This is a genomic window from Mucilaginibacter robiniae (genome assembly GCF_012849215.1).
Lineage (GTDB): Bacteria > Bacteroidota > Bacteroidia > Sphingobacteriales > Sphingobacteriaceae > Mucilaginibacter > Mucilaginibacter robiniae.
The window spans coordinates 2,934,450-2,950,745 of the sequence record NZ_CP051682.1 but is presented as its reverse complement, the minus strand read 5'-3'; the positions used below and the strand labels follow the sequence as shown (position 1 = coordinate 2,950,745).

The window sequence follows — 16,296 nt, the reverse complement described above, 5'->3', positions numbered from 1 at the left end:
AAAAAAGGATATATTATTCAGTCCTTCAATTTCTCAGTCCTTCAATCTTTACTTATAAAATTCCGTAGATGTCGCTTTCACGCATCATTAAATATTCTTTACCATCAATGGTGATTTCAGTGCCACCATATTTGCTGTATAAAACGTTATCACCTACTTTAACGGTCATAGGCTCATCTTTTTTGCCGTCACCTACAGCAACTACAGTTCCTTGTTGAGGTTTTTCTTTGGCGGTATCTGGAATGAAGATACCCGATGCAGTCTTTTCTTCGGCAGGAGCAGCTTCTACCACTACTCTGTCGCCAATAGGTTTAATGTTTAATGACATAATTGTATAGAGTATAATTATTAAATTATAGTTTTCGATTGCTTTTCAACATCAATTATGCCAATGCATGTTTAAGCCGCTATTTGACAGATATTAGCTGTTTTATTGTCAGCTTTATATAATTAGCGTTAAGAAGTTATAACAATAGCCAGCTATGCCTTGTCAGTATGGCAGACTGCCACAAAATAAAAAAGGCTTTAGCATTTAGCTAAAGCCTTTTTTATTTATATAAATAGTAATTATTTCTTGGCAGTATCGGCCGGTTTGGTAGCACTTGGCAGGCTTAGTGGCCCGGTACTAACAGCGCCGCTAGGCTTAGATGCTTTTTGTATCTGCTCGCGATATTCTGAGCTACCAGTAGCGCTGGCAGTTCCGCTTTTTACAGCTACATTAATAGCTAATGATAATACCATTAATGCAATAGCCAATACCCAGGTTCCTTTTTCCAGAATGTCGCCGGTTTTTTGTACACCCAGCATTTGTGATGAACTGGAAAAGTTGGAAGACAAACCACCACCTTTAGGATTTTGCACTAGAACGATAATGGCTAACAGCACGCATACCAGAATAGCCACAATTAATAATACGATATACATATATGTTTAAATTTTCTTTGAAAGCATTTCAATTTGGCTGGCAAAGTAACGGCTTTTTTCCGGATTTTTCAACATTAAAATTTTATAAGCCGCTATTGCTTTGGAATATAGGGTTTGGTCGATATAAATGCGGGCCAGCGTTTCGGTTATCAACTCATCTTGGTCTTCAGAACTGCGACGGGCTTTATTTTCATTATCCAGCTTATCACTGCTAGGCGGTTTTATTTGAGGCTCTTCCTGTATAAAACGGTCAATAATGGCTTCTTCACGTTCACGTTGCTGCAATACTTCTTTAACTGCGATACTTACCTGTCCACCAGGTACTGGCTGGTTAGGTTGCGGTGCAGACTGCTGAGGTGCAGTATAAGGCTGGTAAACACCAGCATGTTCACGCCGGGTTTTATCAAGCCACCACAAAAAGCTGTACGGCATACCGGCATCATTATATGGGGTTACCTTACCCTCTTCTGCATGTGGCTGAGGTTTGATTTCAACAGCCTGATCATTTTTCGGCTGCTTATCCTGTGCTTCTTCCGATGGTACCATATTCGGGTTGCGCTCGGTAAAAGCTTGGTCAAACACGAAATAATTACTGGATGCTATGTTTTCAATAATGAGTTTTTGCGTTTCTTCCAGCTTCTCGGCTGGTAGCTTAGGCAGCATCTGCTCTACAGGTTCCGGCTTACTGGTTTCAGGTTCAGCAACAGGAACTGCTGTTTTTGGTTCAGCAGGTACAGGTGGTACTAAGGTTACTTCTTCAGCCTCTACTACTTCATAATAGTGATCAGGCGCTTCTGCTGGTGGTATTACGGGTAACTCAACCGTAGCTGAAGCAATGGGTTCCTCAATAGCTGCTGGTTCAGCAATTACCGGCTCCGGCTTAGGTGCTGACACTGGTTTTCTATCCAGCTTAATAACACGGCTATCAGTTACGGCACGCAAACTGCCCGGCGAGCTAATCACTCTATCTAATGATGAACCACCATACCAAACTGCCGCCGCTTTAATATGCTGTTCGTTCCCGGTAGTAGCCAGCAATGCCCTTAACAGCCCGCTTTGTGGAAAGCCGTTAATCAGCAGCTGCAAATCGTCTATACGTTTACTGCTATGATCGGTCGGGTTAATTAATAGCTGCCGTAACAAAGCGGCAGGATTTTGCATTGAAGGTTCCACGTGGTTGAAGCTACAAATTGATTACCAATTGGCAAAAGCCTTATTAAAAATATCCTCAGTGAGCTGCTGTACAACAATAGCAATCAGTGCTTGCTCCTGCGAGTTAATATCACCTGTAAAATCGGTGTACCGGCTAAAATCCTGCTCATAACTATCCTTTTTATCTTGCGGATAATTATATTTTACATGCACAGTAATCGTAAGCCGTGTAGCTGTAGCCCTTGGCGCTGTGTTACTATTAGTAGCCTGTATAGCTACCGGCGCATAACTAAACCCCGTTATAGCACCTTCCATCGTAGCATTAGCCTCGCCCTGTACCACGTGTAAACGGGTTTGCGAACGAATACGGTTTTTTAAAGCCTCTGTAAAAGTCTGGCTCAAGTTACCAACTACCAGGGGTGCTGTATTTTCAAAATATTGCACATTAATAGTTTTCAGTTCGGCTGGTATGGATGCACCGTTTAAGGTAATACTGCAAGAGGTGCAAACGGCTATAGCTATAAAGGCCAGCCAGCAAAAAGCAATCTTTTTAATCAACGTTTATAAATTTAATTCTTTTATTTTCCGGTACAGGGTACGTTCTGATATGCCTAACTCATGAGCAGCCAATTTACGTTTGCCTTTGTGCTTTTTTAAAGCCTTACGTATCAGATCTGATTCTTTTTCTATTAATGACAACGACTCTTCTACCTCTTGCGCATCATGCGTAATTACCGGTTCATTATGGTTGTTGTTATTATTCGCATTACTGATAACGGGCTGCTGAATGGTAAATTGTGTTTCAGGCCGTGCAGGCAGTTCCAGATCATGATACAAATGATTCAAGGTTTGCGGATTGCCGGTATAGCCACCACTTACACCACCATGCTCAATAATATCGGCCACCAGCTTTTTTAGCTCTACCATATCGCGCTTCATATCAAAAAGCACCTTGTATAAAATATCGCGTTCTGAAAAATCCTCACGTGGCTGATTTTCTACTCGCATAGGCAAATTGCTGCGCCCAGCTTCATGCGGAATATAATTCAGCAGGGTGGCTGCCGTAATAGTACGGTCGCGTTCAAGCACAGCTAATTGTTCTGCTATATTTTTCAGCTGCCTTACGTTACCTGGCCATGAATAGTTGGTTAGTACCTGTTGAGCACTTTCATCCAGCTGTAATGCCGGTGTGCGATATTTCGCTGTAAAATCGGCTGAAAACTTACGGAACAACAGATAAACATCTTCTTTACGATCACGCAACGGCGGTATGCGCAAGGGTACGGTGTTTAAACGGTAGTATAAATCCTCACGAAACTTACCGGCTTTTACGGCTTCATATACATCTACGTTAGTAGCTGCAATTACCCGCACATTGGTTTTTTCTACTTTAGAAGAGCCTACACGAATAAACTGCCCCGATTCCAACACGCGCAACAAACGCGCCTGCGTGCCCAGTGGCATCTCACCTATTTCATCCAGAAATATGGTACCGCCGTTTACGGTTTCAAAATACCCTTTACGTTCGCCTACAGCACCAGTGTAAGCACCTTTTTCGTGCCCGAATAGTTCCGAATCAATAGTACCTTCGGGTATGGCGCCGCAGTTTACGGCAATGAAAGGTCCGTGCTTACGCCCACTCAGCTGATGAATAATGTGCGAGAAAGCTTCTTTACCACTCCCGCTCTCGCCGGTAACCAGAACCGAAATATCAGTAGGCGCTACCTGGTTAGCTATATCGATCGCCCGGTTCAGCAAGGGTGAGTTGCCGATAATACCGAAGCGTTGTTTAATTTCTTGTACGTCCATAGGTCTTAGAATATAGAGTATAGAATCAGGAGTCAAGACGAATACTCGTATCACTCAATATATACTCTCTGAATGAGAATAACATTTTCTGAATCTCCTCTACTAACATTAAACAGTTATTTAACATTTCAGTGTTGCCATACCTTCTTCTCTGGCAAATTAATAGTTGCGTTTGCAATTCGTATGAAGAAGATATAGCAGTTGATAAAAACTCAGCAAAATGCAAATGTGTTCTTTTTCCTGACCCTTCAGCAATGTTAGAAGGAATGGAACAAGAACATCTGTTTATCTGATCAATTAAATTATAGCGTTCATTAGAAGGCAACTGTTTACAAAAATCAAAAGCTAAGTCTGTCAAATCCATTGATCGCTGCCAAACCTTTAAGTTTTTGAAATTATGCCTCATTACTCAGCAGCGCTCTTGATTCTTGACTCTATATTCTTGATTCTGCTTAAATTACTCTTCCTATCAAAGTCGCTGTTGTGCAGCGGTCAACCAGTACATTTACGTATTGGCCGGGTTTGTAACTTTCCTGTACCGGAAATACCACCATGGCATTATGGTCGCTCCGACCGCAATAATCCAGGTTCGATTTTTTGGAGAAGCCTTCAATCAGTACCTTTTGTATTTTGCCTACCTGATCCTGCAAACGCAAGTGTGAATGCTGTTGCTGTTTAATAACTATCTCTTTCAACCGGCGGCTTTTTACAGTGTCAGGTATATCATCGGCATAACGTTTAGCTGCCAGCGTACCCGGACGTTCTGAATACATGAACATGTAGGCATAATCATACTGCACAAAATCCATCATGCTTAAGGTCTCTTGGTGTTCTTCTTCGGTTTCAGTACAAAAACCAGCAATCACGTCGGTTGAAATGGCACAACCCGGAATAATACGACGGATAGCATTTACACGATCCATGTACCATTCGCGGTCGTAAGTACGATTCATGATATCCAGCACCCGGCTGTTGCCTGACTGTACCGGCAAATGGATGTATTTGCAGATATTATCGTACTTAGCCATGGTGTACAGTACTTCATCCGTAATATCTTTCGGGTGCGAGGTAGAAAAACGTACCCGCAACTCCGGACTAATCAGAGCCACCATTTCCAGCAGTTGTGCAAAATTGGTTCCTTTAATATCGCTAATAGATACGCTTTCCGCATCGGTGGTTTCTGCTTTCCATTTATAAGAATCCACATTCTGACCCAGCAAAGTCACCTCGCGATAACCTTGATTATGCAAAGCGACACACTCCTTGATGATTGACTGTGGATCGCGACTGCGTTCTCGGCCACGGGTAAAAGGCACCACGCAGAACGAACACATATTATCGCACCCGCGCATAATAGATACAAAGGCATTGATACCATTACTATTTAACCGAACCGGATTTATATCGGCGTAGGTTTCTTCGCGCGATAGTAAAACGTTTACGGCACGCTGCCCATCATCTACCTGATCAATCAAATTAGGTAAATCACGATAAGCATCCGGACCGACTACCACATCCACCAACTTTTCTTCTTCCAGAAACTTTGATTTCAAGCGCTCGGCCATACAGCCCAGCACACCCACAATCATACCCGGATTTTTTACTTTGGCTACTGTAAATTCTTTCAGGCGGTTGCGTACACGTTGTTCGGCATTTTCACGAATAGAACAGGTATTAATAAATACCACATCGGCATTGTTATAATCTTTGGTGGTTTCAAACCCTCTATCCAGCAGTATGGAAGCTACAATCTCGCTGTCTGAAAAATTCATGGCGCAGCCATAACTTTCAATGTACAGCTTCCGACCATTATATTTCCCAACGGTTTGCTCCAGCATTAATGCCTCACCCTGCCTGCTTTCATCATGTACTTTATCCGGAATAAGCAAATCCATCTTTAATCAAAATTTAGTTTGCAAAATTAAGCAAATTTTCATCAATAACGTGACAGCTTGTCAGCTATTCATAAAATTACGCTGGCCTTTTTTATAAAGTAAACTTCATTTTAGGGTAGATACATGCATATGCCTCTTCTAATTTCGGCTATACTATTGCTTCAAGAAAATACAAAATGCAGGATTAAAAAATTTAGAATGATTCAGGTGGAAAGACACAAACCCATCATAATTATTTAAATTGCGAGTCACTAACCGAATTGAGGATTAAATAATGACGCCAAAATTTTTAAAATGCAGATGGCAAAAAATTACCGCTGCGGTTTTATCAATTTTTGTTATCATCATTTCTATTATCGCGTTTTTCATCAACCAGTACTGGTCGCCTATTCTAGCGCGCGAAGTAAAAAGCACGGTTTTAAACAGTACCGACAGCTTATATGTAGCCGATTTTAAAGATGCCCGCTTGAATGTGCTACAGGGTAAAATTGTACTTTATGATATTACCATAAAGCCTAACATGCCGGTGTACAACCGCCGGCTTAAAATAGGTTTAGCGCCTAATAACCTTTACACTTTAAAGGTTAAGCGCATTGTATTTCAACGTATTCACCCATTGCGCTTGTACCGCAAAAACCAGCTCAATATTAACAAGATTATTATTAGCGAGCCTGAGCTTAAAGTTACTTACCACCTGGTACATACACGCGATACGCTGACTTTCGGCAAACTGAATGCCTGGCAGCGCATTAAATCTATCTTGAAATCGATACACGTTAACCAAGTTTTATTAAATGATGTAAAGTTCAGGTATGAAGATTATACCGGTGCAAAACTAGACGTATCCGAGCTGAAGGAAATGAACTTGACGGGTAATAACCTCCAGATTGATTCGGCTACGCAAAATGATACGTCCCGTTTTTTATACTTTAAAGAGGTACAAATTGAACTGAACAATTTCATTCAGCCCTCCAACAATGGTTTATATACCTATCGCATTAAACAACTTAATTTTTCTACCCTCACCTCACAACTCAATGCTTTTGGCCTGAGCCTGATACCGGCCAGCGAACAGGTATTTGCCAGCAAAAAGTCACGCATCCGCTTTGCTTGCTATCTGGATACGGTGCAAATCAATCATTTTGATTTTGCCACGTACAATAAATATCATTTGTTCAACAGCTCCCATGTGGTTTTAACGCGCGGCAACTTCAGTATAGCGGTTAACCCTATGGCACAGGCCCGGAAAACCGACCGGCTGATTACCTTCCCAAACGTAGCTATTCATCAGCTCGGAAGCCAGTTCAGGTTGGATACGGTAGATTTACAAAGCATTAATATTGCTTATAAGGGTTATGGCAAAAAATCGCACAAGCCCGGGCAAATTAATTTTAATAACACCAGCGGAAGCCTGTATAATGTAAGCAACCAAGCTTCTGCCCTAGCCCTTAACCCGGTTTGCAGTTTACAGCTTAGCAGCTATTTAATGAACCAAGGGCTACTGAACACAACCGTTACTTTTAACCTAACCGACTCTGCCAAAACATACGCCTACAAAGGCACGCTCGGCTCCATGAAACTGGATAAGCTGAACCCAGTAACCATACCTTTCGGCTTACTCAAAATAACATCAGGCAATTTAACACGGCTTGATTTTGATGTTAAAGGCAATCGTAACGTAGCCACCGGTACTGTAGGTTTTCAGTACAGCAATTTGAAAGTGAAGCTGTTTAAAATGGATACAGCTACAGCCCGGTACAAGCGCATGACGATTGTTTCGTTATTAGCCAACAATCTGGTTATTAAACGTAATAATCCCGACCAGCCCGGGCAGATAGCCAGGTTAGCCCAAGTGACTTACGTTCGACAACCGGATACGCCTTTTTTTAAAACAGTATGGAAAACCTTATCCAGAGGTATTAAGGCTTGCGCAGGTTATGATGCTGCTATGGAAAAACATGTTAAGCAGCAAATTGCTCAACATGCTATTGACAAAAAGAAGCGTAAAATCAGGAAGGCCCAGCGTGATCGGCGTAAAATAGAGAAAGGACGCAAAAAAAGACGGCATTAACTTAATTAGCTTGTTGCTATACTACGTTTAGCGTTCCAGCCACTTTCTCATAACATCAATAATAGTCAACAGTTCCTGTTCTGAAATAATGTACGGCGGCATCAGGTAAAGTATATTACCTATGGGCCTCAACCAAACGCCATGATCCATAGCAAAAGTTTTAAAGCCTGTTAATAGCGATGCATCTTCAAGTTCCAGAGCCCCAATAGCACCAATTACTCTTTTATCAATAATAGATGCTGATGTTAAAGTAGAAAACTTTTCCCGAATGATGGTATTAATACGCGCTATCTTTTCTAAGTAATGCTCTTCCTCTATTAATTGAATACCCCGTAAAGCTACAGCACAGGCGAGCGGGTTGGCCATAAAGGTTGGCCCGTGCATTAATGCTTTTTCATAGTTTTCTCCAAGGAAGCTATCATAAATTGCAGCAATAGCCAGTGTAGCGGCATGCCCCATGTAACCAGCGGTAAGCGCTTTTCCTACAATCATGATGTCGGGCGTAACAGCCGCATATTCTGCCGCAAATAGTTTTCCAGTACGCCCAAAGCCTGTAGCTACTTCATCAAACACCAGCAGCACATTATACTTAGTACAAAGCTCACGGGCAGCCTGCAGGTAAAGTGGCGAGTAAATGTGAAAACCGCCAGCACATTGAACAATAGGTTCTACAATAAAGGCAGCAATTTGATCATGATGTTGTTTCAGCAAATCTTCTAGCTGGTTAATAGCGGGCTGAATGGTATCTAAAGCAGCATCAAACCCGCCGGCAGGTATTTCGACCACAAACCCGCGGTGCAGTACATCAGAGTAGGAACGGGTAAAGTCCGAATCATCGCTCACCTCCATTGCTTTAAAAGTATCACCATGATAACCATTTTTCAAAGAAACGATACGTGTCTTACCCTGATGGCCTATGTTTTTCCAGTACTGTATAGCCATCTTCAAACCCACTTCTACCCCGATAGAACCACTATCGGAAAAGAACACATGGTTTAATCCGGCAGGTGTAATCCTGACCAGTGCAGCGGCCAGATCCAGCGCCGGACTATGCGTCATGCCGCCGAGCATAACGTGCGCAAACTTACCGGCCTGTTCGGCCAGCGCAGCATTTAATGCCGGATGATTATAGCCATGTATAACAGACCACCAGGAAGAAATACCATCAATGAGCGAACGGCCATCTTCCAGGTGCATAATTGCTCCTTCACCGGAGACCATTTTGGGAAGCTCGTTAACGTGCTTCATCTGTGTATAAGGATACCACAACATGATTTTTCAGAATTGGCAGCAAAGATACAGCAATCGGAACAATAAGCTACCTTAAGCCAATACGGGTACAAAACGCTATCGGCCCTGTTTAGAATCAAACAAGGCCGATAACAATATTGATGAAAGCTGCCTAATTACTGCAGTAACAGCTTCAAATTGATACCAAAGTTGGTATAAGCTGTATTGAAGGTTTGCGAAGTATAAGGCCGGGTAATGTTGGAATCATAGAAGATATTAAAATTAAACCGCTGATTGATGACGTAATCAATAGACGGGCGAACCGTAATATTTTGCGCACCTGATGACACCTCGGCTGCTGATACATCCGCACGGTAAATCAATATCTTGTTATCCCGTAAGGCAAAATCCAGCTTGAAGTTGATGTCGTTATTCAACTTGCGTCCTCTAAACAAACCAAACGGAAAAGCCAGATTACGGGTATGATAGCCAAAGCCAAATACCGCAATATTTTCGGTTTGCTGTGCCAGCTGACTGTTCAGCAAGCTTAGGCTTAAAGTGCGGCTCTTGCGGTACTCGGCACTTACGGTCATGCTGTTTTTGAAACGAATATCCATACCCAATAAAGGCACAAACTGCTCAAACAAGGTTACCTGCATAAACTGGTAAAAAGGCAAGAAATCGCTATTAGCATCGCGCACACTCACCGCACCATTGGTTTCCTGGTAACGGATTAATGAACTATAGCTGCTTACCGTATAAGTTGAGCGGTAACCATGGCGTAAATCCAAAGCATCAAACAAATCACTGATAAGTGGCCAGCGGCTTAATCCGTTATAGGTAATTTGCCAGTTAGGAATGGGAATTTGCGGGAAACTGTTCAGGCTGGACTTGTTAGGATTTTTACCCGCATAAGCAGCCAGGAACGAATTTACCAATACATCCTGCTGGTTAGCACTGTAGCCATCACTATACCCGCCTGTGGTACCAGTTGAATTCGAGTTCTGCTGCCCTAAACGTTGCGAGATAATGCTACGATCAGCCAGCATGGTTTGGAAAGCTTTAGAGCTATTGTCAATCCCCTTCGGTTTATCAAAAGCGGTGGCTAGTGACAGGTATGAAACACTGTAAGTACCCGATGTAACCGGACTTAAACTTTGGAATGCACCGGTGTTAGGATCATACTTAAAGTTAGTTTGATAATTACGATTTTGCGTACGTAAGGCGGTTAGTTCAATACGTAAATCACGTATCGGCTCAATTACACTACGCAAACGTAAATCTTCATTCAAGGTAGTGCTATACAATTGGTTTTGCAGGGTATCAGTACTTAACCAGCCATTGCGAGCTGCTTTATAACGTATATCAGCCTGGCTACCCAACAAGAAACCAATACCAGGGGCATTGTAATTCAAGTCTTGCCCACCCAAACCGCTTTGCGGCAGATAGCCCGGCAGGTAAGTACCTTCACTGCGCGTATAAGTACCGCTTACATTTTTAATACTGGTTAGTAAGCCCACTACAAAACCAGCTGGCCCACCTGATGAATTTCTGTCAGAACCGTTGTACTTTTTAATAAAATTGAACTTATTGTACAGCGTAGTTAAGTTCATGGTAGGGTTCAACTGTATAGAACGTGAGTTCTGAATGGTGTTACCTACGTTGTAGGTTGGATCGTTCAGGGCAAAAGTGGGCTGAGTTTGCCAGTTAAAGTTGGTGCTATACCGTGCCACAGCAGTAATCCAGTTCAGGCCCGGAATTTTACTGAATGGCACATTGTAGTTAAAGTTCAGCGTATGGTTATAATTGGTAGTACGCCCTAACTTTTTCAGGTTTTCCCACAAGGTATCGCGCTTTAAACCGTTCACACGGCCAGCCGGTTCATCAACCACTGCCAGGTTGGTGGCATCAATATCCATCTGTAACGATTTGGTCAGGTTCCAGCCAATACCATATACGCGGGTAATGTTGAAGTTTTTGTTGAAGGTGGTAGTCGGTACCGGGATAAAGTTATTCGGGTCGTTATCACGCAGGGTATTTTCAGAGTAGAAACGATCGAAGCTAATCTGGAAATTCAGCCTGGATGGTAACAAGCTAAAGTTAACATCCCGAAGTAACGCCAGCATATTACTTTTAATTACCTTATCGAGCGGGCTATAATATCTAGGCTGATTGACATAGTTGTAAGCCAATGCCAGCCTGTAAGTTTTCTGATAATCATTTTGGGTGATATAGTCATGGTGCTCATACTCGGTATAAGCGTAGGTACCGGTTAGGTTCTCTACATCCCACAAGTGTGCAGGCTGCCCCGGGTTTACCCGAGCTTTGTGCACATTGGTAAAATTGATGCTTTTGCGACGGGTATAATCCTCAGATACCTGTTTGATAGAATCACGTTGCTTGCTGCTGGTAGCGGCTTTCAGGGTTTCTTTTAGTTCAATATCCGGATTGGCCGGGTCATACTGCGGCATGGCTACCTGCTGTGATACGTTTACATACATCGGGATGTGTATGCCGCTTTTTTCCGGAAAGAATTTGCCCAATTCGGCACTGGCTGCTATATCATAAGTTTGATTGTCACTACGGCTACGCTCACTTACACTCTGGTCGATAGAGCCGAAACCAATAGTAGTTTTACTACCAGCTACAGTAACATCAGCAAAATCGGCCAGTTTAGCATTGAAACGGCCGGTAGCAGCCCAGCCGCCACGCTGGTCAAAATCCGTCAGTCGCAATTCATCAAACCAAACCGTGGCTGTGCGATCAACACCGTTATTGGCTTGGTACGGGTTACGTACCCCCAGCATAATAGCCCGCAATCGGCTTAAATCGGGCGTACCTTTAATAGTTATTTTGTTGCTGCCATTACTAATGGTATAAGGCACCGTTAACGGCCAGGGCTGGCCGTTCAGCTTGGCATTGTTACGGCTTACTTTGGCCTGGGTAAGCAAGGCTAATTCCAAATCCAGCTCATTGGCAGAAGGCCATATCCCTTCGGCTGATGTAGTACCTGGTCGGGTAACTTTCAGGGGTATTTCATACTCGTAATAGTTATCCTGATAATCAACGCCTAAACGCACGAAGGCACTTACATTGTTATCACTTAACTGATCGCCTTCAGCGTGGATAAACATATTGATATGTTTATAAGTACGCAAATCGTTATAAAAAGTACGGTAAGCGGCCCGCGAGTAACCATTACGCAAGTTGGTTACCTTCAACTCCAGTGATTGCTCATTCAGACGGGTATCGGTACGCAGGTTATTATAGTCGCGCTGGCGCTCAATGCCTGGAGGCAATACGTACGGGATAGGCGAACGGTTACCATTGGCCTCTACGTTTACGGCTTGCACATCCAGTGTGGAATTATCCAGCGGCGGATTGGTAATAGATGGATCGGCAATTACCTTTACGGTGCTGTTTTCAGCATTATAACTACGCCACTCGCCACGTACCAATTGCAGGGTTGCCATACGTAACACTGCTGTATCGGCAAAGTTGGTCATGAACGTACGGATGTAACGTATCGATTTAAAATCTTCAATGTTGCCGGTTTTCGAAGTATAATCAACAATAGGCACCCGGAACTGATACCAGTTTACGGTTTGTGATGTACCATCAGACAGTTTTACGGTAGAAGTTACTTTATCGGTCACATAGTTTTGACCTACCACCAAATCTTGCGGACGGACAGACACTTTGTACTGAAAGTACTCATCGGCCTGGCTCATAGAGTTATCACGATTTAAATCTTCCCCATCGGGCAGTGAAGTTGAAGCCGATGTAGATAAACCCAGTTCAGACTGCGACTGCTCGGTGGTTTTAGAGTTACCCTCAGTACCATTATACCGGCTGTAGCGTTGCAGAATACCGGTACGGTTCTGATCTAACGTAGGGCCGCGATAGTACTGATAGTTATCTGATGAAGGGTCGGCAGCAATAGCGTTGGCAGCATTAGTGCTTAACTTTGATTTCAGTTGTTGCACAAAATCACCAAACTTTTTCACCTCATCGGCATCATTCAAACCATCCAGACCTACGTCCTGCAAACGGCGAGAATCAGGGTTGCTATCAAAAGCATTGATTACAGGTTGTAGTTTAGGTACGCGGCCCCAAATGGTTTCATCTACCTTGGTCAGGTCACCATCAACCGGCAAACCATTCTCGATAGATTTACGGCCATCCTTTAAAATATCTTCAGATACGCTACCCAGGTTGAAATATAAATCACCGCCTTTAGAGTTGGGCTTGTAAATAAAGGGGTCCATCATCCAAAACTCAATATACTGTACGTTCAGCGATTCGAAATCATTGGTTTCCAACTTACGGAACATACCGCCCCAACGAGTAGTTGGGTTTTGCAAAGTACCATCGCTGTTAATATTGTTAGTGGCATAGTTATATTGCCCGCGCACGTTAGGATAAAAGGCCAAATCTAAGGTAGGCAGTATCAATGGTTGCCCGGTTACGGACTGGCGGTATGGGAACACCTCAGTTTCGAGTACCTGACGCACATAGTGGTTAGATAAATCGGTACGGTTAATACTTACATCACTAGTAGAAGTATAAAACAACGGGTCAATATTGTAAAAAGCCAGTCGGGCACGGTTATAACCGTAGCTTAAATCAGTAGCAGTATATTCAGGAAACAATTGCGGCGTACCTGATATTTGCCAGTTCAAGGCACTTTTCAGGTCAATAACCGATTGGCTACTTTCAAAATCGTCCAGGTAAGAGGTTCCTTTTTTAGAGCCGGCAAAGTTTAAAGCACTCGGCGAACCTGGCAGCAGTTTGGCTACCTCACCCGAAAAGGTGATGGTTGATGGTGCTTTCGTGTTGATAAAAGGCAGCCTATCTACCAAACGGGTTAACAATCTTGAATTAGAACTGTAATTAGCATCCAACCCTACAATGGTATTGGAAACCGATTCTTCGCCAATAATTTCTTTTTGGGTAAGCGGCTGTTCGGTAAGGTGCATTACGGTACCGCCTAATTGCAGCTTAGGGCTGGCATGATAATCAAACCTCGACCCATACAATGTTTTTTGCTGCACGCCGAACAATTCGTTATTCTCAATATTCACAGTAATTGGCTGACCTGATGATAGCAGCGCCTGGTTAAGAATACGAATACGGCCGATATTATAATCAATAGTATAATCTGAACCTTCAGTAAGCTTTAAACTACCAGCCACTACAGCTACCGACCCTTGCGGAATATTAACCGCATTCAACTGAAACTCGGAGCCCGATTGCGATGAATAGGTACCTTTAATAATATAGCGGTTCAGTTGCGGGAAGTATTGCTGGGCAATGGTACGGGTAGAATCATACAGTGGTTGATAAACATAACGGTTAACCAAATCCTGCTCGCCGCTGGTAAACTGCTTGGCTAAATCACTACCAAAAGGCTCAATAACCGGGAACATAATGCGCCCGTTTTGTGAATCGATAGTGATACCTTCCAGAAAATCGAAGTATCCGTCGGGCTGTTTATCACTTTGCTGGTTCAGGTTATCCAAACCGGTTAGCTGCAACCACAACTTGCCTTTGGTACGGGCACCTTCGTTCATGCTGGCCATTTCAATGCTGCTTTTATCATCCAATCGGGTAATGTACATCCTGAAATTGACCGGACTTACCTGATAGGCACCCAACGAGTAGATGTTTTTCATCATCAAATCCCATGTAGGCAGGCGGGTTTTCAGCGTTTCATTTTTAAGCAGCTTTACGTAAAGTGATTTGGGGGTGGTAGCATCTACCGGCAAATCATCCGAGAACTCCCCTACTTGGTATTCTACACCATTGTAGGTGTAACGGTAAGCTACAGCCAGCACCTCATCATTATTCAACGGGTAGTTTAAGGAGATATAACCCAGTTGCGGATGCAAAGTAAACTCTTTAGAAGTCAGCTTACGGGCATACGGCAGCTTAACATAGTTATCGGTAGCGCCCGACGATTGGAAATAAGTAGCTAGATCATTAGAGTTGGTCAGCCGTGCAGTAGCCGGCAAATTACGCAGCAATGAGTTAGATTGTTGGGTATAACCCGGCCCCTGAAAGCCGGCCGGCAAACCCGAAAATCCAGAACCACCTTGTATCAAAGCAGTATTGTAAGGCTTGTTCTCGCCCAAATCTAACAAACCTATAATATCGCGTGAGTCAGTAGTGGTATTGGTACGGTTGGTGGTCCATACCTCAACGCGGGTAATGGTAACATTAGAGTTAATGATTGGAATATTAGCCAGCGCCTTGTTGTAATTATCTCTGAAATACTGGGCCAGAAAATAGTGGCGGTTAGCCTCATAGTCAGTAGGCGACAGGTTGAAATTACCTTGCTGAGAGCCATTGGTAATGGTGATAGTTTTGGATTGTGAACGCTGTTGCGAAAAAATGCTGGTTACGTCCATTTTACCAAACTTTAACTTGGTTTTTAAACCAAATAACGCCTGGCTGCCTTTAATTAAGGTAGTATTGAGCGGCATGCTTACCGTACCCGCTTCTATTTTTTGGATAATTTCATCAGGATGGCCGGTATAATCCAGCTTTACCTGGTTTTCAAACTGAAACTGAGCATCGGTGTTGTAATTGGTAGCTACCCGTAGTTTATCACCAATCATACCGGTCAGGTTCATTTGTATGCGCTGATCGAAGTTGAAATTAAACTGCTTGCGCTGCTTGGTATTAAAAAGCGGGTTTTGGTTACTGTTTACCTGCCCGGCAAATACCAGCTGAGCCGAACCTTGTGGCCGGATATCAATAGTGGAGCTGCCAAAAATCTGCTCGAACGTTTGGCTGCGCACCTGTATTTGTGGAATAAAGCCAGGCTGTTGCGATTGATAAGCATAATTATCGGCCAATTGCTTGAAATACTCACGGCTGTTTTGGTGTTCAACCAATTGCAGGTACTCGCCAAAGGTTAAATATACAGGCGGCCGGTACAGCAGGTTGCCCACTTTTTCAATAAGAATATAACGATTGCTGGCGGCATCGTACTGTATGGTACGCACCAAGTTTGGCGGATCGGGCGTGAGAATACCCTGCCTGAGCTGAAAATTTCTGGACTGCTGATTACGATAAGGCGTACTGATTGTTAATGAATCTTTACGCCCTAAAGTGGGTTTATTTTGTGCAAATAGCGCTTGAGTTCCGCAAAAAACAGAACATACCAAGAGCCACATCACTACCTGTGCAGTAAAAATCTTAATCAATCGT

10 protein-coding genes are annotated in these 16,296 nt (G+C 43.2%); 1 reads left to right on the top strand and 9 read right to left on the bottom strand.

Annotation, left to right across the window (positions count from 1 at the left end; genetic code table 11):
- Positions 1-52: 52 nt before the first annotated feature.
- The 7 genes from HH214_RS13095 to miaB all read right to left on the bottom strand — a co-directional run bounded on the left by HH214_RS13095 (position 53) and on the right by miaB (position 5,780).
- A complete protein-coding gene (locus HH214_RS13095; RefSeq protein ID WP_169608311.1) occupies positions 53-328 on the bottom strand; it encodes a co-chaperone GroES in 276 nt (91 codons plus the stop codon).
- Positions 329-567: 239 nt separating this feature from the next.
- Positions 568-924, bottom strand: a complete 357-nt coding sequence (gene secG, locus HH214_RS13090; protein WP_169608309.1) for a preprotein translocase subunit SecG — start codon at positions 922-924, stop codon at positions 568-570.
- A gap of 6 nt (positions 925-930) precedes the next feature.
- On the bottom strand, positions 931-2,085 hold the full coding sequence (locus tag HH214_RS13085; protein WP_169608308.1) for a hypothetical protein: 1,155 nt from the start codon (positions 2,083-2,085) through the stop codon (positions 931-933).
- Positions 2,086-2,118: 33 nt separating this feature from the next.
- Positions 2,119-2,634, bottom strand: a complete 516-nt coding sequence (locus HH214_RS13080) for an LptE family protein (RefSeq protein ID WP_169608307.1) — start codon at positions 2,632-2,634, stop codon at positions 2,119-2,121.
- 3 nt (positions 2,635-2,637) lie between these two features.
- A complete protein-coding gene (locus HH214_RS13075) occupies positions 2,638-3,885 on the bottom strand; it encodes a sigma-54 interaction domain-containing protein (protein WP_169608306.1) in 1,248 nt (415 codons plus the stop codon).
- Between the two features lie 25 nt (positions 3,886-3,910).
- Positions 3,911-4,291 carry a four helix bundle protein gene (locus HH214_RS22330; RefSeq protein WP_390622364.1) on the bottom strand — a complete coding sequence of 127 codons (381 nt, stop codon included), beginning with the start codon at positions 4,289-4,291 and terminating at the stop codon, positions 3,911-3,913.
- A 46-nt stretch (positions 4,292-4,337) separates the two neighbouring features.
- Complete coding sequence (gene miaB, locus HH214_RS13065; protein WP_169608304.1) at positions 4,338-5,780, bottom strand: tRNA (N6-isopentenyl adenosine(37)-C2)-methylthiotransferase MiaB; 1,443 nt, start codon at positions 5,778-5,780, stop codon at positions 4,338-4,340.
- A 274-nt stretch (positions 5,781-6,054) separates the two neighbouring features.
- On the opposite strand from miaB, the gene HH214_RS13060 reads away from it, so the two are divergent.
- Positions 6,055-7,851 (top strand): hypothetical protein, encoded by a 1,797-nt coding sequence (locus tag HH214_RS13060; RefSeq protein ID WP_169608303.1) that lies wholly within the window; start codon positions 6,055-6,057, stop codon positions 7,849-7,851.
- Positions 7,852-7,878: 27 nt separating this feature from the next.
- Here HH214_RS13060 and bioA read toward each other — a convergent pair whose 3' ends face one another.
- Positions 7,879-9,123 carry an adenosylmethionine--8-amino-7-oxononanoate transaminase gene (bioA, locus tag HH214_RS13055; RefSeq protein WP_169608302.1) on the bottom strand — a complete coding sequence of 415 codons (1,245 nt, stop codon included), beginning with the start codon at positions 9,121-9,123 and terminating at the stop codon, positions 7,879-7,881.
- Between the two features lie 134 nt (positions 9,124-9,257).
- Positions 9,258-16,292 carry a T9SS outer membrane translocon Sov/SprA gene (gene sov, locus HH214_RS13050; RefSeq protein WP_248282094.1) on the bottom strand — a complete coding sequence of 2,345 codons (7,035 nt, stop codon included), beginning with the start codon at positions 16,290-16,292 and terminating at the stop codon, positions 9,258-9,260.
- Positions 16,293-16,296 lie beyond the last annotated feature (4 nt).

Bases quoted from the DNA above. Each gene is read 5' to 3' on its own strand.
- HH214_RS13095 (WP_169608311.1), bottom strand. From the start codon at position 328: ATGTCATTAAACATTAAACCTATTGGCGACAGAGTAGTGGTAGAAGCT.
- secG (WP_169608309.1), bottom strand. From the start codon at position 924: ATGTATATCGTATTATTAATTGTGGCTATTCTGGTATGCGTGCTGTTA.
- HH214_RS13085 (WP_169608308.1), bottom strand. From the start codon at position 2,085: ATGCAAAATCCTGCCGCTTTGTTACGGCAGCTATTAATTAACCCGACC.
- HH214_RS13075 (WP_169608306.1), bottom strand. From the start codon at position 3,885: ATGGACGTACAAGAAATTAAACAACGCTTCGGTATTATCGGCAACTCA.
- HH214_RS22330 (WP_390622364.1), bottom strand. From the start codon at position 4,291: ATGAGGCATAATTTCAAAAACTTAAAGGTTTGGCAGCGATCAATGGAT.
- miaB (WP_169608304.1), bottom strand. From the start codon at position 5,780: ATGGATTTGCTTATTCCGGATAAAGTACATGATGAAAGCAGGCAGGGT.
- HH214_RS13060 (WP_169608303.1), top strand. From the start codon at position 6,055: ATGACGCCAAAATTTTTAAAATGCAGATGGCAAAAAATTACCGCTGCG.
- bioA (WP_169608302.1), bottom strand. From the start codon at position 9,123: ATGTTGTGGTATCCTTATACACAGATGAAGCACGTTAACGAGCTTCCC.